The following is a 22,475-nucleotide window of genomic DNA, read 5'->3' on the forward strand; positions in this document are numbered from 1 at the left end:
GCTAAGCGCGCGGGTCATCGTCATCGGGGGCCGCCGCGCCGCCAGTATAACAGGGAAAGCCAGGACCACTTATGGCCGACGAAACGGACCACATCACCAGCAGCATCGGCAACGGCATCGACACCGCGCCGCAGATCGCGCTCATCAGCCAGTATGTGAAGGATCTGTCGTTCGAGAACCCGAACGCGCCCGCCGTCTATCAGTGGCAGGACCAGCCGCAGATCGACGTGCAGTTCAACATCGGCGCGGACAAGGTCGGCGAGGAAGTGGTCGAAGTGTCGCTGAAGGTCGAGGTAAAGGCCACCGCGCCGCAGGGCACGGCCTTCGCGGTCGAGCTGCTCTATGCCGGGCTGTTCGGGATGCGGAATGTGCCCGAGGATCAGGCCCAGCCCTTCCTGCTCGCGGAAGCCCCGCGCCTGCTCTTCCCCTTCGCCCGCCGCGTGCTGGCCGACGCGATCCGCGACGGGGGCTTCCCGCCGCTGCTCCTGGAGCCGATCGATTTCGGCGGCCTGTATCTCCAGCAGGCGCAGCAGATGGAAGCGACCGCGGGCGAACCGGCCGGCCACGCCTAATTTCGAATGATGGCCTTGCGCGTCTTTAAGCCTCTCCCCTTCAGGCGAGGGGTTGGGGGTGGGGTCCATCCTTTAGGCGGAGCGCGTGGGGCGATACCCCACCCCAACCCCTCCCCTGAAGGGGAGGGGCTTTTGAGCGCAGCATGAAACTGGCGCGCGCCCTCGGTTCGGTCGGCGGGCTGACGCTCGCCAGCCGTATCCTGGCGCTGGTGCGCGATTCGCTCGCCGCGCGCTATGTCGGCGCGGGGTTCGCGTCGGACGCGTTCAATGGCGTCGCCTTCCGCCTGCCCAACATGTTTCGCGCGCTGTTCGCGGAAGGCGCCTTTTCCGCCGCCTTCATCCCGCTGTTCAACCGGAAGGCGGCGGGCGACGGCGGATTGCCCGCCGGCTATGATTTCGCGCAGCGGGCGCTTGCCGTGCTGCTGCCGGTGCTGATCGCCTTCACGGGCGTCCTGATCGCCGCTGCCTGGCCGATTACCTGGGCGCTGTCGGGCGGGTTTTCGCGCCAGAATCCGACGCCTGAGCAGTTCGCCTTCGCGGTCATGCTCTCGCGCATCACGCTGCCTTATCTGGCGCTCATCAGCCTTGCCTCCTTGTTGGGCGGCATCCTCAATTCGCTGGACAAATTCTGGGTCAATGCCGCAGCCCCCATCCTGCTGAACCTCAGCATGATCGCCGGGCTGTGGCTGTTCCACGGGGCCGACGAATATGAGACGGCGCGGGTGCAGGCGATTTCGGTCACGGTGGGCGGCGCGCTCCAACTGCTGTGGCTGATGTGGGCGTGCCGCCGCGCGGGCGTGTCGCTGAAGCTGCGGCGGCCGAGGTTCGACGCGGACGTGAAGGAACTGCTGCGCCTGATCGTCCCCGCCGCCGCAGGCGCTGGCGCGTCGCAGATCAACCTGCTCGTCTCCACCGCCCTGTCCGGCTGGCTGCTCGCATCGGGGTCGATCACCTATATCTATTATGCCGACCGGCTGAACCAGTTGCCGCTGGGCCTCATCGGCATCGGCCTTGGCACCATCCTCCTCCCCACCGTCTCGCGGATGCTGTCCAAAGGGCAGGAAGCGGAGGCGATGGAGACCCAGAACCGGGGGATCGAACTCGCCCTGTTCCTGACGCTGCCCGCGACCGTCGCGTTCCTGACCGTTGCTGAACCGATCGTGCGCGGGCTGTTCCAATATGGCCGCTTCACCGCCGAGGATGCGATGCGGTGCGGATGGGCGCTGTCGGCCTTCTCGATCGGCCTGCCCTCCTATGTGCTGGTGAAGGTGCTGACGCCCGGTTATTATGCGCGCGGCGACACGAAAACCCCGGTGCGCTACGCCATGCTCTCGATCCTCATCAACATCGCGGGCAATATGGCGATGATCCCGACGCTTGGGCATATCGGCCCGCCGCTCGCTACCGCGTTGTCCTCGACCGTCAATGTCGCGATGCTGTATCACACGCTGGTCAAGCGCGGCCATTTTCATGCCGACGCTGGGCTGCGGCGACGGCTGCCACGGCTGGCGCTCGCGGCGATCCTCATGGGCGCGGCCTTGCTGGCGGGGGAGCATCTGCTCGATCCCTGGCTGACCGGGGCGATGCTCCAGCGCTATGTCGCCCTGTCCCTGCTTGTCGGCGCGGGCGTTGCGCTATACGGGGCTGCGAGCGTGGCGGTGGGCGCCTACCGCCTGTCCGACATCCGGGCGCTGCTGCGCCGCAAGTCCGCAACCCAATAAGCAACGGATCACATCATGCGCGTCCTTTCCGGCATCCAGCCGACCGGCAATCTGCACCTGGGCAATTATCTCGGCGCGATCCGCAACTGGGTGCGGATGCAGGACGAGATGGATGCGCAGTCGCAGTGCTTCTTCTTCCTGGCCGACATGCATTCGATCACCGTGCATGAGGGGCGCGAGGCGCGCATCCGCAACGTGCGCGACATGGCCGCCGCGCTGGTCGCCGCCGGGATCGACCCGGACCGGTCCGTGCTGTTCAACCAGGCGCGGGTGCCGGCCCATGCCGAGCTGTGCTGGCTGCTCAACGGCACCGCGCGGATCGGCTGGCTCAATCGCATGACCCAGTTCAAGGACAAGGCGGGCAAGGACCGCGAGGGCGCGTCGGTGGGGCTGTTCGTCTATCCGGTGCTCCAGGCCGCCGACATCCTCGCCTACCAGGCGACCCATGTGCCGGTGGGCGAGGACCAGAAGCAGCATCTGGAACTGGCGCGCGACATCGCCGCCAAGTTCAACACCGATTTCGGCGTGGACCTCTTCACCCTGCCCGACCCGATCATTCCGAAGGAGTCGGCGCGGATCATGTCCTTCCGCGACGGCACCGCCAAGATGTCGAAGTCCGACCCCAGCGACATGAGCCGGATCAACCTGACCGACGACGATGACGCGATCATGACGAAGGTCCGCAAGGCCAAGACCGATCCCGAGCCGCTGCCCGAAACCGCCGAGGGGCTGGCGGGGCGGCCGGAGGCGGGCAATCTGGTCGGCATCTTCGCCACTTTGTCGGGTGCGACGACCGACGCCGTGTGCGCGGATTTCGCCGGCAAGGGCTTCGGCGCGTTCAAGCCGGCGCTGGGCGAATTGCTGGTCGAAACGCTGCGCCCGATCCGCGAACGCTTCCTGGAGTTGCGGACCGACGACGCGGCGCTCGACGCGATCCTCGACAAGGGCGCGGCCAAGGCGGCGGCGGCGGCGGAGCCGACCTTGCGGGCTGCGTATGACGCGATGGGGCTGATGCGCTGACAGGATACGGCTTTGCCCGTCGCATGCCGTCTCTTGCCTGACGGAACATGGTTTGCGCCCATTCGGTCGGTTCGCGCGTTCAATCGATGTTCAGTTGCGTTTTGCTATGGCCAAGCGCAGAAGATCAGCAGGCATCTGGCCTGATACAGGACATGAGAAAATGAGCCGTTTCAAGAAAATCGGTCTGGTCGCGGCGCCCGCTCTGGCGCTGATGGCGCTGTCGGGCTGCGCCACCGGATTCAAGGCCGACGTTGCCCGTTTCCAGCAGCTTCCCGCCCCCGCCGGGCAGACCTACATTGTCGTGGCAGACGATCCGCGCCTTGCCGGCGGACTGGAGTTCGCCCATTACGCCGACCTGGTGGGGCAGCGCCTCAGCCAGACCGGCTATGTCGCGGCGAGCGACCCGGCCCGCGCGGACCTCATCGTGCGCGTCGCCTATGATGTCGACAATGGCCGCGAGAAGGTGCGTTCGACCGGCTTTGGTGGTCCTTATGGCGGTTTTGGCGGTGGCTTCGGTCCCGGCTGGGGCGGTCGGTTCGGTTATGGCGGCTATTGGGGCCGGCCATGGGGCTATGGCTTCTACGATCCGTGGCTGTTCGGCGGCCCCGGTTATAACGACGTGTCGAGCTACACCGTCTATACCAGCGACCTGAGCCTCAAGATCGACCGCGCGGCCGACAATCGCCGCCTGTTCGAGGGCAAGGCGCAGGCCCAGTCGCTCTCGAACAAGCTGACCTATCTGGTGCCGAACCTGATCGACGCGATGTTCGTGAACTTCCCCGGCCAGAATGGCGAAAGCGTGAAGATCACCCTGCCGCCCGAAAAGCGCGGCTGAGCCGGCCGCCCGTCCCGCGAGGGGCGGGCGAGGCCTTACCCGTCGAACCGCGCCGGGTCGGCCCAGTCTGGGTGGGTCCAGGCCATCACCTTGAACAGGGTGCCCATCGCCGCGTCATCGGTCAGCCGGGCGCGGGCGGCGTCGACCTCGGCTGCGCGGGCGGGCGCGGTCTGGACGAGTTGCGCGGCGCGCGCGTCAATGCCCAGATGGCGGAGATAGTCGCCCTGCCCCACAGGGCCATGGACGCGCAAGCCGGCCTGCCGCGCCATGTTGCCCAGCACCGCGAAATCGACATGGGTGGTCAGGTCCACTTCGCCCGGATCGGCGAAGGGGTCGGCGAATGTGTGCGCCTTCACCGCCTGAAGCGTGTCGCCGAAGGCCGGCCCTTCATAGCCATAGTCGATCAGGATCGCCGCCCCGCCCTGCCGCGCGATCCGCTGCGCGAGCGCATAGGCGATGCCGGCGCCGACGATCGGCACTTCCAGGATCGCGCCGTCCTCGCCCTGGGCAGCGATCGGCGGCAGGCCCGATTCGATGCGGCGATAGCCGGGAACGGCGAGGAAGCGCCCCTCGGCCTCGCGCCGGATCACCACCCGCTCGCGCCATTCTTCGCCGACGCGGATGCACTGGCGCACCGGCAGGGCGTCGAAAAATTCGTTGGCGACGACCAGCAATGGTCCCTTGTCGGGAAGCCCGTCGACGCTGTCATGATGGATGACATGGGGCAGCAGCGCCTTCTGCCGGTCGCGCAGCGTGGGGCTGGTTTCCACAAGATGCAGCTTGGGGGCGAGCGCGGCGCGTTCCATCGCGCGCAGGGCGTCGGCGGCGAGCGTGCCGCGCCCCGGCCCGAGTTCGACATAGGCGGGATCGGGGCGACGGCCCGATCGCAGCCAGACGTCAGCCAGAGCGAGACCGATCAGTTCGCCGAACATCTGGCTGATTTCGGGTGCGGTGGTGAAGTCCCCGTTGGCCCCCAAGGGATCGCGGGTGGCGTAATAATGCTGGTTCGCCTCGCCGATATAATGGGCGACCGAGATCGGCCCGCCCGAGGCGATCTGCCGCGCCAGCCTTTCGGCCAACGGCAGCGTCTCAGGCGACACTCTGGCCCCCGGCAACCGGCTCGACGCGCAGGCGGCGGCGCTTGGCGGTGGCGATCAGGTAGAGACCGCCGACGATCATGGGCACGCAGAGCCATTGGCCCATGTGGAGGCCGGTGCGCGCGGCGAATTCCATGAGCTGGGCGTCGGCCTCGCGAAAATACTCCACGCCGAAGCGGAAGACGCCGTAGCCGAGCAGGAAGAGACCGACCAGCTTGCCCGGTTCGTAGCGCGCTTTCGTCCGCCAGAAGGCGTAAGCGAGGATCAGGAACAGCAGGACACCCTCCAGCACGGCTTCGTAGAGCTGGCTCGGGTGGCGCGGAAACGGCCCGCCGGTGGGGAAGATGATGGCCCAGGGGACGTCGGTCTCCTTGCCCCAAAGCTCCCCGTTCACGAAGTTGGCGAGCCGGCCGAAGAACAGGCCGAAGGGCACGACACAGGCGACATAGTCGTGGATGCGCAGCCAGCTGAGCTTTTCCTTCCACGCCATGTAGAGGATGCCGAGCGATACGCCGATCGCCCCGCCATGGAAGGACATGCCGCCTTCCCACAGCTTGAAGATGTCGAGCGGGTGAAGGAGGATGTCGGGCTTGTAGAAGATCACATAGGCGAGCCGGCCACCCAGGATGATGCCCAGCGTCGCGTAGAAGATCATGTCGTCGGCATGGCGGCGCGCCATCGGCGATCCGGGCTGCGCCACCAGTTTCAGCAGATACCAGTAGCCGATGAGGATGCCGGCAAGATAGGCGAGGCTGTACCATTTGAGCGTGAAGAAGCCGAGGTTCAGGGCAACGGGATCGAGCCCCAGGTCTTCAAAGCGGATGGCGCCCGAAGCGGCGGCGGCAATGTCCAGGATCAAATCGGCGTCCCTCCGGCGAATGGGATTGCCCCATAGATCATGCGCGGCCCGATATGAAGGGCGTTTCGGGCGGCGGCGTTCAGTGCGCTTCCGCGCTGTTCTGCGCGGTCGGCGCGCGCACGCCCTGGCGACCGCGATTGGCGAGTTCCTGCTTGAGCGACGCGGGGCTGGGGGCGACGAGGAAGCCGAAGCTGACCGTGCCGTCCTTCGTTTCGACCGCATGGTGGAGGCGATGGGCCTGGACGATGCGCTTCATGTAGCGCGAGCGGGCGACATAGCGGTTCTTCACCCGCTGGTGCACGATGATGTCGTGGAACCCCAGATAGATGGCGCCATAGGCGGCGATGCCCGCCCCCATCGCGGTCGCCCAGCCGCCCCAGCCCCATTGCACCCCGCCGAGCAGGAGCAGGATGGAGGGCAGCGCGAAGATGACGAAATAAAGGTCGTTCGCTTCCCAGTTGCCGGTGCGCGGACGGTGATGGCTGGCGTGCAGGAACCAGCCCGGCCCGTGCATCACCCAGCGGTGCATGACATAGGCGAAAGCCTCCATCGCGGCGACGGTGGCGACGAAGATCAGCAGGAGCGAGACCGGTGGCATGGCATCCATATAGTCGCCTCCGCGCTCAGGCGCGACCCCCATCGCGCACGGCGCGGAAGCGGGCGAGGCCGGCGGCGAGATCGGCGATCAGGTCGGCGGGGTCTTCGAGGCCAATATGGAGGCGGACGGCCGGACCTTCGGCTTGCCAGACCGTCGCGCTGCGGTAGCGGGCGGGATCGACCGGCAAGGCGAGGCTTTCGAAACCGCCCCAGCTGTAGCCGATGCCGAAATGGGCGAGCCCGTCGATCAGCGCGGCGCGGGCGGCTTCGTCGCCGCCATCAAGCACGAAGGAGAAGAGGCCGGTCGAGCCGCTGAAATCGCGCGCCCAATATTCGTGGCCGGGGCAATCGGGGAGCGCCGGGTGGAGGACGCGGGCGACCTCCGGCTGGTCCTTAAGCCAGCGGGCGACGGCCAGCGCCCCATGCTGATGCTGGGCAAGGCGGATGCCGAGGGTGCGGAGACCGCGCGAGGCGAGCCAGGCGTCGTCCGGGCTGACCATCTGGCCGAAGAGATAGGCGGTCTGGCGGATTTTCGCGAACCAGTCGGCATTGGCGGTGACGCTGCCCATCATCACGTCGCTGTGGCCGACGATATATTTGGTGCAGGCAAGGATCGAGATGTCGACGCCGTGGGACAGGGCCGGGAAATAGAGCGGGGTCGCCCAGGTATTGTCCATGAGGGTGACGATGTTGTTCGCCCGCGCCCAGGCGGTGAGCGCCGGCACATCCTGCACCTCGAAGGTCAGGCTGCCGGGGCTTTCGAGGAACAGGGCGCGGATCGGGCGGTCGGCAAGTTGTACAGCGAGTTGTACACCCGTGGGCGCATAGAATATCGTTTCGATACCGAAACTATCCAGGATTTGCTGGCAGAAGGCGCGGGTCGGATCATAGGCGCTGTCCGGCATCAAAAGCGTGTCGCCAGGCTTCAAAACCGCCATCAGCGCGCAGGCGATCGCCGCCACGCCCGAGGGGAAGAGCATCGTCCCTTCCGCCCCCGGCTCCATTTCCGTGAGGGCGTCGGCGAGGGACCAGGCGGTCGGCGTGCCCTTTCGCCCGTAGAAGAGCCGTTCATGGGTGCTGCTGGCGGCGGCCTTCCGCAGATGCGCGACATCGTCGTAGAGGATGGTGGAGGCGCGCCAGACCGGGGGGCTGACGATCGCGCCGGGCTGGCCGGGCATTCCGGTCCATTCGGGCTTGCGCCCCGCCTGGGCGAGGCGGGTCAGCGGCTTGCGACCGTCCTTGTCCGGAGCCTTGTCGCTCATGCGTCGCCCGTCGCCTTGGGCGTGGCGGGGTCGATGCCCCATTCCGACCAGCTGCCGTCATAGAGGGCGACGTCAGTCTTGCCGAGCGATTGAAGGCCGGCGAGCAGGATGGCGGCGGTAACGCCGCTGCCGCAGGTGGTGACGACCGGACGGTCGAGGTCGATGCCGGCCGACTCGTAGAGCGCGCGCAGCTCCGCGCCCTGCTTCACGCTGTTGTCGGGGGCGAAGAGCGCGGCATAGGGCAGGTTGCGCGATCCGGGGATGTGGCCCGAGGCCATGCCGGGGCGCGGCTCGGCCTCCGCGCCGGTAAAACGCCCTGCCCCGCGCGCGTCGAGCAGTTGCGCCGCGCCGCTGCCCAGATTGGCGAGGATGTCGGCCTTGGACCGGACCTGCGCGCGGTCGAGCCGCGCGATGGCGGTGCCGGGGGCGGGCCGCGCCGCGCCGCCCTTCGTCGGGCGGCCCTCCGCCAGCCATTTGGGCATGCCGCCGTCGAGGATCGCGGCCGATGCGCCCAGGCCATAGGCGCGCATCATCCACCAGGCGCGCGCGGCGCTGCGGATCGGGCTGTTGTCGTAGAGGATGATGCGGCTGTCGGGATCGATGCCCACCGCCTGCGCGCGCTCCGTCATCATGGCGTCGGGCGGCAGCATGTGGGGGGCGGGATCGTCCGGGTCGGCGAGCGTGTCGAGATCGAGAAAGGCCGCGCCGGGAATGTGGGCGGCTTCAAATTCGGCGCGGGCGTCGCGCGGGGTGCCGGGCAGGAACAGGGTCGCGTCGAGGATGACGAGGCCAGGGCTGCCCAGTTGCCCCGCCAGTTCGTCCGTGGAAATGAAGATGGTCATGCCTGTCCCGATCTGCTGACGATGGCCTGTCTTAGGCGCAAGGCGCAGGGCGGGACAAGCCGCAGCGGATTTCAGGCCGGCGTCAGCTCGACGGCGGCGCGGGCGGCGGGGCGGCGATATTGGCGCGGCCCCTGGTCGAGGCGGAGCGGCGCGAGCCGGTCGGTCGGCGGTTCCTGTTCCTGCCCGACGATGAAGGCGCGGGCGGTGCGGCCCTGCCCTGCTGGATAATGGCCTGCGGGATCATCCCCCTCCCCGCCCCAGCGATAGGCGACGTCGAAGGCGGCGATGGGGATGAGCAGGCTGCGCTGGCCCATCTGGACGGGCTGGATCGCGTCGGCGGCAAGGCGCAGTTCGCCGGTGAGCGTGCGCGTCTCGCCGGGTTCGATGGCGACGCTGTGATGCAGCGGCATGCCATCGTCGCCCCCGAAAAAGCCCTGGAGCAGCGCCTGCTGCTGCGCGCCGGCATTGCCGATAAGGCCGCGCACGAGGACGTCCTGCGCCGGGCGCTCGCCGCGATTGTGGAGGATGAGGCTGTAGGCGATGGTGACGCCGAGCAGCGAGAAGCGCGCCTGGGTGACGGCCATGTCCATGTCGAGCCTGGGGCGTTCAGCGCCGGGTGCGGGCGACGGCGGGGCGGCGGCGGGCGCGAGCGGAGGCTGCACCGGCGATGGAGGTGCGGGCGGTGCCGGCGGCGGTGACGCGGGAACGTCCGGCGCGGTGGCGGGGAGCGGTTCGGGCCGGCTTTCCTCGACCGGGCGGCGGCGGCGCAGCAGCAGGACCGCCGCGAGCGCCAGCAGCGCCAGCGCGCCGCCGATGATCCAGGGGAGGACGCTGGCTTCCGGCTTGTCGTCGGGCGCGGTCGGGGATGTCGCGGGCGCGGGTTCGGCCGCGTTGGCGACAGGCGGGGGCTCGGGCACCGGGGCGACCGGCGCGGATGCGGCTTCGTTCTGGCGGGCGGGCGCTTCCGGCGCGGGCGTCGTGGCCGGTCGCTCTGCCGGACGAGTGGCGCGGGGCTGCTCCGGCCCGGGTTGAGTCGGAGCTGGCCGAGTCGGGGTTGGCCGGGTCGGGATTGGCTGGGCCGGCTGCGCGGCCACCGGCGGCGGGGCGATGGTCGGCGTCACCGCCGGCGGCGGCGCGCTGGTCGTCGCTCTGGGAGTCGGCGAGTCGCGATAGACGTCGAGTTCCGGCCCCTGCCGGTTGGGGTTGGGCGCGGGGGCGGAGCCAGCGGGGGGCAGAGAAAAGGTCGGCGCGGGCTGATCCGCCTGCTGCGCCTGTGCGGCGGCAGATAGCGCGACCGGCAACAGCGGCGCGGCGGCAAGCATCAGACAGCGACGAAACCCCATTCGCCATGCCAAGGCACAAGCGCCGCTGAACCGCAAGTGAACAATCGCTTTGCCGGCGGACCCGATGACATCGGCCGTGCGATCCATTAGATGGCGCGCATGACAGAGCTTCCCACCACCCCGCTGCATCTGGGCCGGACCAGCGCCCTCCCCGCCTCGCCGGAAGAGGCGGTGCTCGACTATGTGCCCAATCCGCGCCCCGGCAAACCCTATCTGGTGCGTTTCACCGCGCCGGAGTTCACATCGCTCTGCCCGGTGACGGGGCAGCCCGACTTCGCGCATCTGGTGATCGACTATGCGCCGGGCGAGACGATCGTCGAATCCAAGTCCTTAAAGCTGTTCCTGGGCGCGTTCCGCAACCATGCCGCCTTCCACGAGGATTGCACGGTGGGGATCGGCGAGCGGCTGGTGGCGGAGATGGACCCGCTTTGGTTGCGGATCGGCGGCTATTGGTATCCGCGCGGGGGCATCCCGATCGACGTGTTCTGGCAGTCGGGCGAGCCGCCGGTAGGCCTGTGGCTGCCACCGCAGGATGTGCCGGGCTATCGCGGGCGCGGCTGAGGCTGCGCTCTAGCCGCCATTGTCGGCGATGATGTCGACGCTGGTCTTGCCGCCGGGCGCGTCGGTCAGCAGGATGAAATAGGCGCTGCCGTCCGCACGGCGCGTGCCGCCCAGCACATGATCGCCGCCCATCAGCTTATGTTCGCCATCATAGCCGGCGCGGCGGACGAGGGTGTAGTAATAATCGAGCACGCCCTGCCTGGGCGCGGCGGTGACGAAGCTGGCGGCGCGCAGGGTGCAGCCGTCGGCGTCCGCGCCCGCCGCTTCGGTCAGTTGTGCGCCAGGATAGAGGGTGAAGGGGTCGGGCAGGCGCTGCGCCCAGTCCATGCCATAGACGAGCTTCTTTGCGCAGCCGGCGTTGCCGCTGCCGCGCGCGACCGCGCCGAGCGTAACGGTCGAATCGAGCGGCGTGCCTTCCGTTGCGGCGGGGGCGGAAAGCAGCTTGCCGCCCGCCTGCTTCACCGCCGCCGCCTGCGCCGCCGCCGCGTCGCCGGGCAGCACCGGCACCGCGCCGTTGGCGGGGCGATCGGCGGGGCGCACCGCGTTGCGGTTGGACTGGCCGACGAGCTGCGGATCGACCAGGATCGGATCGGCAAGCGCGCCCTTTTGCGCCGGATCGGCGGCATTGTTGGTGAGCTGCGCGTCGAGCGCGGCGAGGCTGGCGTCCTTGTCGCCCTTCCCGCAGGCGGCGAGCGCCAGCGTCAGCGAAACCATGCCCGACATGAGGGCCACAGACCGGGAAAGCGCCATCCTTCACTCCTTCGTAAACGAGCGATGAAGAACGGAGGTTAATTTTCCGTTAGGAATATTGGTAAATTGCGGGATTTTCCGACGCGATGCCAGTTTGGGCCGAGTGGCACGCGCATCATGTCTTGCGATGGCACGGATGCGGGGCCATGTGAAGCCCATGCTGAACATCCTGTCCATCGCCATCGGCCTCGTCACGCTGATCCTGATGATCCCGGCGGTCTTTCCGCTGCTGGGCGCGCTGAACTGGCTGCTGGTGCCAGTGGCGCTGGTGGGCGCTCTGGTGGGGCTCATCTCACGCCACAAGAGCGGGCAGAATTTCTGCCTGCTGGTCGCCGGTTTCGGCGCGCTCAGGCTGTTCCTGGGCGGAGGCATCGTCTGACCGACGCCGCTGCCGAGACACGACGCGGCCTGATCGCGGGCGTCGCCGCCTATGGCCTGTGGGGGCTGCTGCCGATCTATTTCAGGCTGCTGCACCATGTCGATCCGACCGAGATCGTGGCGCAGCGCATCATCTGGTCGCTGCTGCTGATCCTGCTGCTGCTGGCGGCGCGGACGAGCATGGCGGCATTTGGCGCAGCGCTGCGCGAGCCGAAGCTGGTCGCGCCGCTCGCGCTGTCGGCGCTGTTGATCGCGGGCAACTGGCTGACCTATGTGTGGGCGGTGAACCAGGGCCATGTGCTGGCCGCCAGCCTGGGCTATTTCCTCAACCCGCTGGTCAATGTGGCGCTGGGCGTGCTGGTCCTGAAAGAAAAGCTGCGCCGTCCCCAGATGATCGCGATCGGGATCGCCGCGGCGGGCGTCACGATCCTGGCGGCGTCGGCCATAACGACGCTGTGGATCAGCCTGTCGCTGGCCTTCACCTTCGCCTTTTACGGGCTGGTGCGCAAACTGACGCCCGTCGCGCCGCTGCCCGGCCTTGGCGTCGAGACCGCTTTGCTCGCCCCGCTCGCCCTTATCTATCTGCTGTGGGAAACGCAGCATGGCGGCATGGATTTCGGCCAGGACGCAGGCACCAGCGCGCTGCTGATGCTGGCGGGCGCGGTGACGACCGTGCCGCTGGTGCTGTTCGCGACCGCCGCGCAGCGGCTGCCGATGGCGACGCTGGGTCTGCTGCAATATATGGCGCCGACATTACAGTTCTTGTGCGGCATCCTGCTGTTCGGCGAGACGCTGAGCACCGGACAGATGCTGAGCTTTGGCCTGATCTGGACCGGCCTGATCCTCTTCGCCGGCGACGGGATCGCCAGCGCGCGGCGGGGCCGGCTGGCGACCGCCTAGCCGAACTGGGTCGCGTCGAAGCGGACGGGTTCGCCGATCGCCGCGTCCGCCAGCGCACCCTCCCACATCACCCGATGGCCGCGAATGATCGTGCCGATCGCCTTGCCGGTCAGCTCCATGCCCTCGAACGGCGACCAGTCGCAGCGCGAAGCGAGCCAGTCCTTGCCCACGGTCCAGCGCTTCTTGAGATCGACGACGGTGAAGTCGGCGTCATAGCCGACCGCGATCCGGCCCTTGCCCGTCAGGCCGAATACGCGCTGCGGGCCGGACGAGGTGAGTTCGATGAAGCGGCGCAGCGTCAGGCGCCCTTCCGCGACATGGTTGAGCAGCAGCGGCACGAGCGTCTGGACGCCGGGCATGCCGCTGGGGCTGGCGGGATAGGGTTTCGCCTTCTCCTCGATCGTGTGGGGCGCATGATCGCTGCCCAGCACGTCGGGCACGCCCTGGTTGAGCCAGTGCCAGAGGCCATCGCGATGCGCGGCGCTGCGGATCGGCGGGTTCATCTGGGCATAGGTGCCGAGGCGCGGATAGGCGTCCTCCCCGGCCAGCGTCAGATTCTGCGGCGTCACCTCGCAGGTGGCGATGTCCTTGTTCCGGCCGATATATTCGAGTTCGGCGGGCGTCGTGATGTGGAGGACGTGGATGCGGCGACGCGCCTTGCGGGCCAACGCGATGATGCGTTTCGTCGCGATCATCGCGCTTTCGTCGTCGCGCCAGACGGGGTGGGAGGATGGGTCGCCCTCGACCCGCAAATCCTTGCGCGCGTTCATCCGCGCCTCGTCCTCGGCATGGATGGCGACGCGGCGGGTGCCGGACGCCAGCACGCGGGATAGCGCGTCGTCATCGTCGACCAGCAGGCTGCCGGTGGACGCGCCCATGAAGATCTTGACCCCCGACGTGCCGGGGATGCGCTCCAGTTCCTTGAGCTGTTCAGCATTGTCCGCCGTCGCGCCGACATAGAAGGCATGGTCGCACCACATGCGATGATGCGCGCGGGCGAGCTTGTCGTGGACGCGCTCCGCCGTGTCGGTGTTGGGGTTGGTGTTGGGCATCTCGAACACGGCGGTGATGCCGCCCAGCACGGCGGCGCGGCTGCCCGATTCAAGGTCTTCCTTATGTTCGAGGCCCGGTTCGCGGAAATGGACTTGGCTGTCGATGCAGCCGGGCAGAACATCGAGGCCGGTGCAGTCGATGACTTCGCCCGCGTCGCCCAGCCCCGCGCCGATGGCGGCGATCTTGCCACCGATGACGCCGATATCGGCCTGCTCCGACCCGCCGGGGGTGTGGATGGTGCCATTCTTCAGGATTAGGTCGAAACTTTGGGTCATAAACGCAGCCTCGTCTTCCGTTCGCCCTGAGCGAAGTCGAAGGGCCGCACTTTCTCCGGGAGGAGATGCAGGGGCTTCGACTTCGCTCAGCCCGAACGGCTTGGATAGGGTCGCTTTCTGTCCTACCTAAAGCCGATGACCGGCACCACCCTCCCCGACCGCGCGATTTTGAGAATTTCAGGGCAGGAGGCGCGGCCTTTCCTTCAAGGGTTGCTGACCCGTGACGTGCTGACGCTGACGGACGCGCCGCGCTGGGCGGGGTTGCTGACGCCGCAGGGGAAGGCGTTGTTCGATTTCGTCCTGTGGGCGGATGGCGACGACGTGCTGATCGATTGCGAAGCCGCCCAAGCCGACGCGCTGGGCAAGCGGCTGACGCTCTATCGCTTACGGCGCAAGGTCACGATCGCGCGGGAGGAGGCGCTGGCGGTGCATTGGGCGATGGACGCGGCGGACAGGCCGTTCGATCCTCGCCTACCTGCGCTGGGGCATCGATGGCTTGCGCCAGCCGACGGGGGCGATGCGTCGGCGGCGTTCCGGGCGCATCGGCTGTCGCTCAGCATATTCGAGGGCGCGGGCGAACTGGGGCAGGACGCGGTGCTGTGGCTGGAGGCCAATGCGGAGGAGCTGAACGGCGTCGATTATGACAAGGGCTGCTATGTCGGCCAGGAGAATACCGCGCGGATGCATTATCGCAACAAGGTGAGCCGGCGGTTGGTCGCGGTGCCGATGGCCGAAGCCGACGAGAAACGGCAGCGGGCGGTGCTGGCGGATATGGGGCTGTCGATCGAACTGCGGCGGGTGGAGACGCTGGACCCGGTGACGCTCCCCGCTTGGCTGGCGGCGGCGGTTGCGGGTCAGGCGGCGGAATGATTTTGACCTTTTCCCGCCCCCGTTCGGTTCGAGCCTGTCGAGAAGGCGCGCGTAGTTCTCGACAAGCTCGAACCGAACGGATGGTGGGAATGGTGGCTTTGGCAATGTTCGCCATTGCCGCGCCGGCCCGCGCCGACACGCCCTGGACGCTCATCAAGACCCACCCCCATGATCCCGCCGCCTTTACCGAGGGGCTCTTCTATCTCGACGGCGCGCTCTATGAGAGCACCGGCCTGGAAGGCCAGTCGGACATTCGCAAGGTGGCGCTCAAGACCGGCAAGGTCGAGCAACGGCGCGTGCTCGACCGTCGCTATTTCGGCGAGGGGATCGTCAACTGGAAGGACCGGATCGTCAGCCTGACCTGGCGGCACCGGCAGGGGTTCGTCTGGTCGCTGCGCGATTTCAAGCCGCTGTCGGACTTTCGATATGCGGGCGAAGGCTGGGCGCTGACGCAGGACGGGCGGCAGATCATCATGAGCGACGGGACCGCGCAGCTCCGCTTCCTGGACCCCGAGACGCTGGCCGAAGCCCGGCGCATCACCGTGACGTGGAACGGCCGGCCGGTCGATCGCCTGAACGAGCTGGAATATGTGAAGGGCGAGGTTTGGGCGAACATCTGGTACGACACCAAGATCGCCCGGATCGACCCGGCGACCGGCGCGGTGATCGACTGGATCGACATCGCGCCGCTGCGGAAGGCGGCGGGCGTGACGGATAGCGAGGCGGTGGCGAACGGCATCGCCTATGACGCGGCGAAGGATCGCGTGTTCGTAACCGGGAAATATTGGCCGAAACTGTTCGAGATCAGGGTGGGGCGGTAAGAACGGCCTCCTGACAAATAGGGTGTCCCCCGGCGCAGGCCGGGGCCCAGAGTCCCACGCGCAGCGCCTCAAACCCTGGACCCCGGCCTGCGCCGGGAAACATGATGCTTTGGGCTTCGGGCTGTGCACGTGGCGGCCCCCGCGAAACCTCTGGCCCTACAGCTCCAGCCCTATGAGCGTGCCGCTGCCGATGCGATCGATGTGGCGCTTGCCGTCGATTTCGAGCCAGTCGGGGGTGATTTCCAGGCGGCGGCCGCGGATCATGGTGCGGAGATGTTCGACCGCGATGCGATTGCGGGCGACGATCCGCAGGACGCACAGGCCATCGCCGCGCGCCGCCATCATCGAATAGCGGTCGCCGCGCAGCAGGAAGTGCCAGCTGCCGTCGGTGGGTTTCCATTCATTGCCGTCGATCAGCTGGATGGGAGCGCCATTGGCGTCGCCCATCCGCACGCTGATGCGGGTCGCGCCATTGGTGCGGCGCGGCGGGGCGAAGATCAGGATCGGCTCGCCCTCCAGCGTGACGGGGATCGGCGTGTCGCGCAGCATCCGCGCGCCGCCGATGACGAGATGCGGCAGCTCCGCCGAAAAGGGCAGCCGGTCGCGGGCGAAATGGCGCTGGCGCACCACGGGATTGGCGTGAAAGCTGTGCACCTGGGTCGACGTCAGCCGCCCTTCCTCGACCAGCCCATGGCAGGTCGGGCACAGGAGCGTTGCGCCTGCGCTGTCGGGGAGCCGGAGATAGCGATAGATGGTGACGCCGCAGCGCACGCAGGCGAAGCCGCACGCCTGGCGGATGGCGGCGCGGTCCTCCGCGCTCAGATCCGGCAGGGACGGCATCACTCGCAAGCCAACCATGGGACACCCCTAAGCAGCGCCGCCCGCCCCTTGCGGATCGACGGTCCTGACATGGCGTCCTCTTCGGCGGGGCCGGCGGCTCTCTTCGGCCGCCTTCCCCCGCCCATCGTTGAAATATATGCGCCCGCGTCAAGGGGCTGCATGAAACTCTCTATCTTTGCGGCAGCAGATCCACATTGCGCGACGCGGCGATCGCACGGATGCGGTCTGGTCGCGGCATATTCTTGATCGCGATCTCGGCAATGTCGCCGGCGCTGAACAGTTCGACATGGCCGACCCCGAACATGCGCTGGCCCAGCGACTGGGTGATGCGGACCGAGCGGATCGAACTCAGCGCCACCTCGGTGCGTTGCTTGGACAGAAGGCCGCGTTCCAGCAGCACGTCGCGGTCTGACAAAGCCAGCCGTTCGCCCTTGTGCATCACCCACCAGACCCCGATGGCGAGGATGCCGACGACCGACACCAGCAGCAGCGTGAACAGCAGCGGATGGGCGCGGAACATCGCGGGATGCTCGTCATACAGCCAGGTGTCGCTCACGCCGCCTCCGCCCTTTTGTGCGGCTGCGAATTGACCATGCCCCTGCCGGTCCGTCAAGCGCAGGTTGCCACAGCGCGGTTAACCAAATTTTTGCCTGACCTATGTTAACTACGTGGCGGACAGAGGCTTATGGCACGTAATCTCTATGATCTTGGCGACCAGTGCCCCGACAGAAGCGGGGCCTGGCTGAACGAAAAGGAAGAAGGGCGATCGCGCATCGTCCCGATCGGGATACTGATGGTCGCGATCGCCGGAGCCGGGCTGGCGGCCGTGCTGCTCAAGGACAGCCTGCCCGATCCCAATGGCAAAGCCGCCGAACCCACGAGCATCTCCGACCGCTTCGCCCTGTGCGATGATCCGCAAGGCGACGCCTGCGTATTGAGCGGCGACGCCTATGCCTGGCACGGCAAGCGATACCATGTCGCCGACATCAAGGCCCCCGACGCCGGCAATCCCGGCTGCCCGCAGGAGGCCGAGCGCGCCGTCGCCGCGCGGGTAGCGCTCGCGTCGATGATGAACGGCGGCGCGTTCGAGGCGCGGCGCGACCCCGCCGACACCAGCCCCGCCGCCCGCCTGCTGTTGCGTGATGGCGTGTCGATCGGCCAACTGATGATCCTCAAAGGCCATGCCAAGCCTTGGGCCGATACCGCAACCGACTGGTGCGCCGCCTGAGCGGGAGCCGTCTTGCGGCTTGCAAAAACTGCGTTTCGGAGGAATAAATCGCATCGGTTCATTCGAGAAAGTGGAACGATGAATTCCCCTGGAACGCCGACCTTCGATCAGCTCCGCATCTTCCTTGCCATCGTCGATACGGGCAGCTTCGCCGCCGCCGGGCGCTCGCTCAATCGCGCCGTTTCAGTGATCAGCTACGGCATCGCCAATCTGGAGGCGCAGCTTGGCATCTCCCTGTTCGACCGGGAAGGCACGCGCAAACCGCAGCTGACCGTTGCGGGACGGGCGCTGCTGGCCGAAGCGCGCAGCATCTCGCACGGCTTTGACGGATTGCGGGCGAAGGTGAAGGGGCTGCTCGACGGGCTGGAGGCGGAGGTCGACCTGGCGGTCGATGTCATGGTGCCGTCCGAGCGGCTGGGCAGGATATTGCGGGGCTTTGCCACGGAATTTCCGACCGTCCAGCTGAGATTGCATGTCGAAGCGCTGGGCGCGATCACGGCGATGGTGCTCGACCGGACGGCGGCGATCGGGATTTCCGGTCCGCTCGCGGCGGGCGTCGAAGGCGTCGAATGCATTGCCGCCGGTTCGGTTCCGATGGTCCCGGTGGCGGCGCCCGATCATCCACTCGGCCGCATGGCGCGCATTCCGCCGGGTGCCGGGCGCGAGCATACGCAGTTGGTGCTGACGGACCGGTCCCGCTTTACCGAGGGGCAGGATTATTCGGTGATGAGCCCCAAGACCTGGCGCCTGGCGGATCTGGGCGCCAAGCATGCCTTGCTGCGCGAGGGGATCGGATGGGGCAACATGCCGTTGCCGATGATCGAACCCGACCTGGTCGACGGCACGCTGGTCCGGCTGGTCATGCCCGATCATCTGGGCGGAACCTATCGGTTCGCGGGGGTGTGGCGCCGCGATTCGCCGCCGGGGCCCGCCGCCTCCTGGCTACTCGACCAGTTCGTCGCGCTCGGTGCGGACGACAAGGAACTGGAGGGCATGGGCGATGTCTGATCATGCCGAACGCGGACAACCCAGGATGGAAAACGCGCCGCAGACTTAGAGCGGCCTCGATGCGGCGGGATGGAGGGTGCAGACCAGGGTGCCCGCAAGGATCAATCCGCCCGCCAGGATGAGCGGGGCGACCAGCCCGCCATGGGTCACGAGCCAGGCGCCGATCGCCGCGCCAAGGAAAATGGCGGCCACGCTGCCGATGCGGCGAGGCCAGTTGGGGTTGGCGCCGCCAGCGAGGCTGGAGTCCGCCGCAAGTCCGGTGATGGTCAGCGTCAGGACCGTCGTGGTGAGATCCGGGATCTTCAACTGGCGGATGGTCGCGTTGCGAAAGCCCATCGCCAGCGCGGTCAGGGCGATGATGACATGGACCTTCCAGCCCGGGTCCTGCGTCGCACCGTCGAACCCGACGGCCACCGCCGCGCCGACCCACAGAAGGATGGCCTCGACAGAAGCAGCGATGATCAGCCAGCGGCGAAGAGGCGAGCCGGCATGCCATTTGCCGATCCGTCCGGCGATCAGCGCGCCGATCATGAATGACGCGATGGCCACGACATAAGGCGCAAACTCGAAGCCCGGCGTGCCGGCGGCGGCGAAACCCAGGAAGACGACATTGCCCGTCATGTTCGCGGTGAACACTTTGCCGAGACCCAGGACCGAAATCGCGTCGACCAGACCGGTCGTCACGGAAAGGAGCAGGAGGAGCCAGGGAAGCGGCGAAGCGGCGGGTTTCTCGATCGTCATAAGGGCCTCCGGTGACGTCTGGTGTCGCCTGTGTAGCGGGCGCCTCTCGATTGATGCAGTCGAATAAGATCGCACCAAATCTTCGATAAAATCGAAATCTTATCGTCAGAAGCGAAAGTTGCTTTCCAGCCCCAGCATGGTGATCGTCTTTGCCGGACCGGTCTCGCGGATGAAGTCGCCCGGCGCGAAGGCGGACAGCGAGGCTGACAATTCCCATTCGGGCGTGGCTTGCCAGGCGACGGTCGCCTCGGCCTCGCCGCCGATGAAGCGCGCCTTGCTGGTGCCGGCGTCGCGGACCAGATTGCCGGGAATGTCATAGACGCCGTCGGCAATGCTGGCGCGCCAATAGGCGTTCGCGCCGATGCTCGCCGACACTCCGCCGCCGAGCGTGCCGCTGATGCGCGGATTGAAGTTGATGATATTGGTCGGGCCGACCGGCGAGAGCTCGCCGAAATATTTGCCCTTGGGGAATAGGGCGTTGAAGGTGCCGATCCTTCCGTCACCCGCCTTGCCATCGCCACTGACGATGTTGAACCGCAGCGTCGCGTCGGGGGCGAAAGCAAGCGCGGGAAAGCTGCGGCCAATCTCCGTGCCGATCGTCCAGGCGGCGATCCTTTGCCCCGCGAAATGGCCGAATTGTGCCACGCCCTCGACGTTCCAGTGCCAGTCGCCGCGCACGCCGTGGGACCGCAGGCCGATGCTGTGCCGAACCTCCCGCGCGGTCAGGCCGCCGAAACGGGCAAAGCGATCGCGATAGCCCAGATAATAGATGTCGAGCCCCGGCAGCATCGCATAGGCACCCCAGAGCGCCTTGGCTTTGGAACTTGCATCATCGAAGCTGCCGGAGCCCGGCTGAACCGGCCGCACAGCCAACAGGGCGAGTGTCGCGCGCCCGATCGGCACGTCGGCCCTTACCCCGTCAAAGGCCAGCGGGACATTGGGGCCATAGCGTGTGCCGACGAGCCGCTCCGTACCGAGCGACAGCATCTGGCGGCCGGCCCGCAGCGTGACTCCGCCAAGATCGACTTCGCCAAAAGCCTGGAGCAGATCCACGCGCGTCTGGTCGACGGGGCTAACGGTCGGCGCGACGCCGACCGCATAGGCCAGGACCGGTTGAACAAAAGCGCGCACTCCGCCGACATGAAGATCGGCGTAGGGGAGCGCGCGAAGCCAGAGATAGCTGTCATCCGACGCATCCGACCCGCCCCACAGGTTATTTTGGTAGGATTCGCGCCGGGCGCGCAACTCGATGCCGGTCGTCAGCCAGCTATCGTCACCGAGCGGGAGATATTTGAGCGGCCCGGTCCAGTGACGGGCCCGTTTGTTCGCGTCGGCAAGGTCCGACCAGTCTTCGTCGTAGCGCGTGATGGTGAGCGTGGGCGCGTCCCATGCTTCCCGCTGCTGGGCGGCGGCGGGCGCCGCAACGGCCCCTGCCAGCAACCCGGCAACGAGGAGGCTCCTACGCATCGCGCCGTTCCCGCTCCGCGACGAGCGCCACCAGCACGAAACCGCCGACGAGGCCGATATGTTCGAAAAAGGCATTGGTCGCCATGAAGCGATCCTGCCCCGCCGGCATCGTCCAGAAGGCGTTGGCGGTGAAGGCGGCGAGCAAGGTGAAAACGCCCAGCATCCCGGCACCCAGCCACAGGAAGCATCCGGTCAGGATCAGGATCGGCCCGACAAGCTCGATCCCGATGGTGAGCGCCGCCCAGACGGCGGGCGGGCTCATCCCGAAATGCGCCTGTTCAGCGACGGCGGCCGGCCAGTCGGTGAGCTTGACGATGCCGCCCAGCAGATAGGCGCCCACCAGCGCGAGCCGCGCCAGGAACCAGATCGGCCGCCAGTCGAGGATCGCATCGACGAAGCGGGGAGCGTCCCGGCCGGTCATGGCTTCACCGGCGCGTGCATTTCGGCGATGTAGCCGCCGGGGAAGCGGACGATCGCGGACTGGCGATCACCCTCCACATGGGCGGGGACGAGGGTCTCGACGCCGGCCGCTGTCGCCTTCGCAAGCGTCGCGGGCAGGTCGCTGACCTCGTATCCCGTCATGTCGCGGCCATAGGGCCAGGGAAGCTGGCCGTCCGAGACAATCACGCTCATCTTGCCATAGCCCGAGGTCATGCGGATGCGGCGATAGCTTTTGCCCGGCTGGCCGATGTCCGCGCCCGGCGCGGCCTTGTCATCGGCGGTGACGGTCGCATGGGCAAAGCCGCGCCATTGCTTCACGAATGTGTCGGCAGCGTCTGCGGTCAGGTAGATGCGGTTCTCCGGCACGGTGGCGAGCGCGGGATAGGCGGGCTTGGTGGTGTGCCAATAAAGTTGCATGTTTACGCCGCCTGCCCACTGCACGATCACGTCGCGGCCGATGGGATCGGGAAAGCTGGTGACAAGGCGCGTCGCGCCATGCCGGACGGCGGACGCCACAGCGGCATCAAGGTCGGTGACGAGATAGCCGGTGCGTTCCGCGCCGAAGGGGGCCGGGATCGGGGTCAGAAATCCGAAGACCGAGACGGTGCCGGCGGGGGTCAGCGCCAGCTGCGACTTGGTCTTGCTGTCGGTCGGCGTGACCTGAAACACACCCTGCTTGCTGGTCGTGCCGCCAAAGGTCGCGGTGAAGCTGGCGACGAAGCGGTCGAAATCTTCTGGCGCCACATAGACATGCGTGGTGTCATATTGCGGGCCGACCGAATAGTCGGCGCTGGCTTTGGTGGATGCTGGCGCTTGCGCAGGCGCGGCGGCGGGGCTGATGGCGACCAGGGCGGTTGCCATCAGGAGGGTAAGACGGTTCATATATCTGTCTCCGATTGGGTCGCTTTCGGGCGTCGCTTGAGGTCGCGAGTCATTTCTACCCGGCCAAAGCTGTCCGAGCGATCCGGATAAGTTCAGAGAAATTGTTCGATAT

Annotated in this window: 25 protein-coding genes; 11 read left to right on the plus strand and 14 right to left on the minus strand. The window is 67.4% G+C overall.

The annotated features are described in order from the left end of the window. The first annotated feature begins 71 nt into the window (after positions 1-71). The 4 genes from secB (at position 72) to ACETPF_RS05400 (ending at position 4,148) form a co-directional block, all read left to right on the plus strand. Entirely contained in the window at positions 72-572 is a 501-nt protein-coding gene (secB, locus tag ACETPF_RS05385; RefSeq protein WP_373933286.1) for a protein-export chaperone SecB, read from the plus strand. Between the two features lie 143 nt (positions 573-715). Then, positions 716-2,293 (plus strand): murein biosynthesis integral membrane protein MurJ, encoded by a 1,578-nt coding sequence (gene murJ, locus ACETPF_RS05390; RefSeq protein ID WP_373933288.1) that lies wholly within the window; start codon positions 716-718, stop codon positions 2,291-2,293. Between the two features lie 15 nt (positions 2,294-2,308). Further along, complete coding sequence (gene trpS, locus ACETPF_RS05395) at positions 2,309-3,313, plus strand: tryptophan--tRNA ligase (protein WP_373933290.1); 1,005 nt, start codon at positions 2,309-2,311, stop codon at positions 3,311-3,313. Positions 3,314-3,473: 160 nt separating this feature from the next. Then, on the plus strand, positions 3,474-4,148 hold the full coding sequence (locus ACETPF_RS05400; protein WP_373933291.1) for a DUF4136 domain-containing protein: 675 nt from the start codon (positions 3,474-3,476) through the stop codon (positions 4,146-4,148). A gap of 35 nt (positions 4,149-4,183) precedes the next feature. On the opposite strand, the gene ACETPF_RS05405 is transcribed toward ACETPF_RS05400, so the two are convergent. From ACETPF_RS05405 to ACETPF_RS05430, 6 genes are all read right to left on the minus strand, one after another. Beyond that, entirely contained in the window at positions 4,184-5,248 is a 1,065-nt protein-coding gene (locus ACETPF_RS05405) for a class I SAM-dependent methyltransferase (RefSeq protein WP_373933292.1), read from the minus strand. After that, positions 5,238-6,104, minus strand: coding sequence for a prolipoprotein diacylglyceryl transferase (gene lgt, locus ACETPF_RS05410; RefSeq protein ID WP_373933293.1), 867 nt, complete (start codon positions 6,102-6,104; stop codon positions 5,238-5,240). Before lgt ends, ACETPF_RS05405 begins: the two co-directional genes overlap by 11 nt. 79 nt (positions 6,105-6,183) lie before the next feature. After that, on the minus strand, positions 6,184-6,711 hold the full coding sequence (locus ACETPF_RS05415) for a sterol desaturase family protein (RefSeq protein ID WP_373933294.1): 528 nt from the start codon (positions 6,709-6,711) through the stop codon (positions 6,184-6,186). Positions 6,712-6,727: 16 nt separating this feature from the next. Further along, a complete protein-coding gene (metC, locus tag ACETPF_RS05420) occupies positions 6,728-7,963 on the minus strand; it encodes a cystathionine beta-lyase (RefSeq protein ID WP_373933295.1) in 1,236 nt (411 codons plus the stop codon). Continuing rightward, entirely contained in the window at positions 7,960-8,805 is an 846-nt protein-coding gene (locus ACETPF_RS05425) for a sulfurtransferase (RefSeq protein ID WP_373933296.1), read from the minus strand. The genes metC and ACETPF_RS05425 overlap by 4 nt, the downstream gene beginning before the upstream one ends. A 71-nt stretch (positions 8,806-8,876) precedes the next feature. Beyond that, positions 8,877-10,148 (minus strand): hypothetical protein, encoded by a 1,272-nt coding sequence (locus ACETPF_RS05430; protein ID WP_373933298.1) that lies wholly within the window; start codon positions 10,146-10,148, stop codon positions 8,877-8,879. Positions 10,149-10,247: 99 nt separating this feature from the next. On the opposite strand from ACETPF_RS05430, the gene queF reads away from it, so the two are divergent. Next, on the plus strand, positions 10,248-10,709 hold the full coding sequence (gene queF, locus ACETPF_RS05435; RefSeq protein WP_373933300.1) for a preQ(1) synthase: 462 nt from the start codon (positions 10,248-10,250) through the stop codon (positions 10,707-10,709). Positions 10,710-10,718: 9 nt separating this feature from the next. On the opposite strand, the gene ACETPF_RS05440 is transcribed toward queF, so the two are convergent. Beyond that, the gene (locus tag ACETPF_RS05440; RefSeq protein WP_373933302.1) at positions 10,719-11,459 is read right to left on the minus strand and encodes a hypothetical protein; all 741 of its coding nucleotides are present in this window, start codon (positions 11,457-11,459) and stop codon (positions 10,719-10,721) included. Between the two features lie 157 nt (positions 11,460-11,616). Here ACETPF_RS05440 and ACETPF_RS05445 point away from each other — a divergent pair, with 157 nt between their 5' ends. Continuing rightward, positions 11,617-11,838, plus strand: coding sequence for a hypothetical protein (locus tag ACETPF_RS05445; RefSeq protein ID WP_373933519.1), 222 nt, complete (start codon positions 11,617-11,619; stop codon positions 11,836-11,838). Next, the gene (rarD, locus tag ACETPF_RS05450) at positions 11,835-12,737 is read left to right on the plus strand and encodes an EamA family transporter RarD (RefSeq protein WP_373933520.1); all 903 of its coding nucleotides are present in this window, start codon (positions 11,835-11,837) and stop codon (positions 12,735-12,737) included. Before ACETPF_RS05445 ends, rarD begins: the two co-directional genes overlap by 4 nt. Here rarD and ACETPF_RS05455 read toward each other — a convergent pair. Beyond that, positions 12,734-14,065 (minus strand): dihydroorotase, encoded by a 1,332-nt coding sequence (locus tag ACETPF_RS05455; protein ID WP_373933303.1) that lies wholly within the window; start codon positions 14,063-14,065, stop codon positions 12,734-12,736. The genes rarD and ACETPF_RS05455 overlap by 4 nt on opposite strands. A gap of 135 nt (positions 14,066-14,200) precedes the next feature. On the opposite strand from ACETPF_RS05455, the gene ygfZ reads away from it, so the two are divergent. Beyond that, on the plus strand, positions 14,201-14,935 hold the full coding sequence (ygfZ, locus tag ACETPF_RS05460) for a CAF17-like 4Fe-4S cluster assembly/insertion protein YgfZ (protein ID WP_373933305.1): 735 nt from the start codon (positions 14,201-14,203) through the stop codon (positions 14,933-14,935). 80 nt (positions 14,936-15,015) lie between these two features. Next, complete coding sequence (locus ACETPF_RS05465; RefSeq protein WP_373933306.1) at positions 15,016-15,756, plus strand: glutaminyl-peptide cyclotransferase; 741 nt, start codon at positions 15,016-15,018, stop codon at positions 15,754-15,756. Positions 15,757-15,912: 156 nt separating this feature from the next. Here the strand turns inward: ACETPF_RS05465 and ACETPF_RS05470 are convergent, their stop codons facing one another. Then, on the minus strand, positions 15,913-16,614 hold the full coding sequence (locus ACETPF_RS05470; protein ID WP_373933308.1) for a hypothetical protein: 702 nt from the start codon (positions 16,612-16,614) through the stop codon (positions 15,913-15,915). Between the two features lie 151 nt (positions 16,615-16,765). Continuing rightward, entirely contained in the window at positions 16,766-17,152 is a 387-nt protein-coding gene (locus ACETPF_RS05475; RefSeq protein ID WP_373933309.1) for a PH domain-containing protein, read from the minus strand. A gap of 129 nt (positions 17,153-17,281) precedes the next feature. On the opposite strand from ACETPF_RS05475, the gene ACETPF_RS05480 reads away from it, so the two are divergent. Beyond that, a complete protein-coding gene (locus ACETPF_RS05480) occupies positions 17,282-17,824 on the plus strand; it encodes a nuclease (protein ID WP_373933310.1) in 543 nt (180 codons plus the stop codon). Between the two features lie 78 nt (positions 17,825-17,902). Further along, complete coding sequence (locus ACETPF_RS05485) at positions 17,903-18,832, plus strand: LysR family transcriptional regulator (RefSeq protein WP_373933311.1); 930 nt, start codon at positions 17,903-17,905, stop codon at positions 18,830-18,832. 45 nt (positions 18,833-18,877) lie between these two features. On the opposite strand, the gene ACETPF_RS05490 is transcribed toward ACETPF_RS05485, so the two are convergent. The 4 genes from ACETPF_RS05490 to ACETPF_RS05505 all read right to left on the minus strand — a co-directional run bounded on the left by ACETPF_RS05490 (position 18,878) and on the right by ACETPF_RS05505 (position 22,363). After that, positions 18,878-19,573 (minus strand): YoaK family protein, encoded by a 696-nt coding sequence (locus ACETPF_RS05490; RefSeq protein WP_373933312.1) that lies wholly within the window; start codon positions 19,571-19,573, stop codon positions 18,878-18,880. Positions 19,574-19,678: 105 nt separating this feature from the next. Beyond that, a complete protein-coding gene (locus ACETPF_RS05495) occupies positions 19,679-21,040 on the minus strand; it encodes an alginate export family protein (RefSeq protein ID WP_373933313.1) in 1,362 nt (453 codons plus the stop codon). Next, the gene (locus ACETPF_RS05500; RefSeq protein WP_373933314.1) at positions 21,033-21,461 is read right to left on the minus strand and encodes a DoxX family protein; all 429 of its coding nucleotides are present in this window, start codon (positions 21,459-21,461) and stop codon (positions 21,033-21,035) included. Before ACETPF_RS05500 ends, ACETPF_RS05495 begins: the two co-directional genes overlap by 8 nt. Continuing rightward, entirely contained in the window at positions 21,458-22,363 is a 906-nt protein-coding gene (locus tag ACETPF_RS05505) for a glyoxalase (RefSeq protein ID WP_373933315.1), read from the minus strand. The genes ACETPF_RS05500 and ACETPF_RS05505 overlap by 4 nt, the downstream gene beginning before the upstream one ends. Positions 22,364-22,475 lie beyond the last annotated feature (112 nt).

The sequence above is a fragment of the Sphingobium agrisoli genome (genome assembly GCF_041877245.1).
GTDB lineage: Bacteria > Pseudomonadota > Alphaproteobacteria > Sphingomonadales > Sphingomonadaceae > Sphingobium.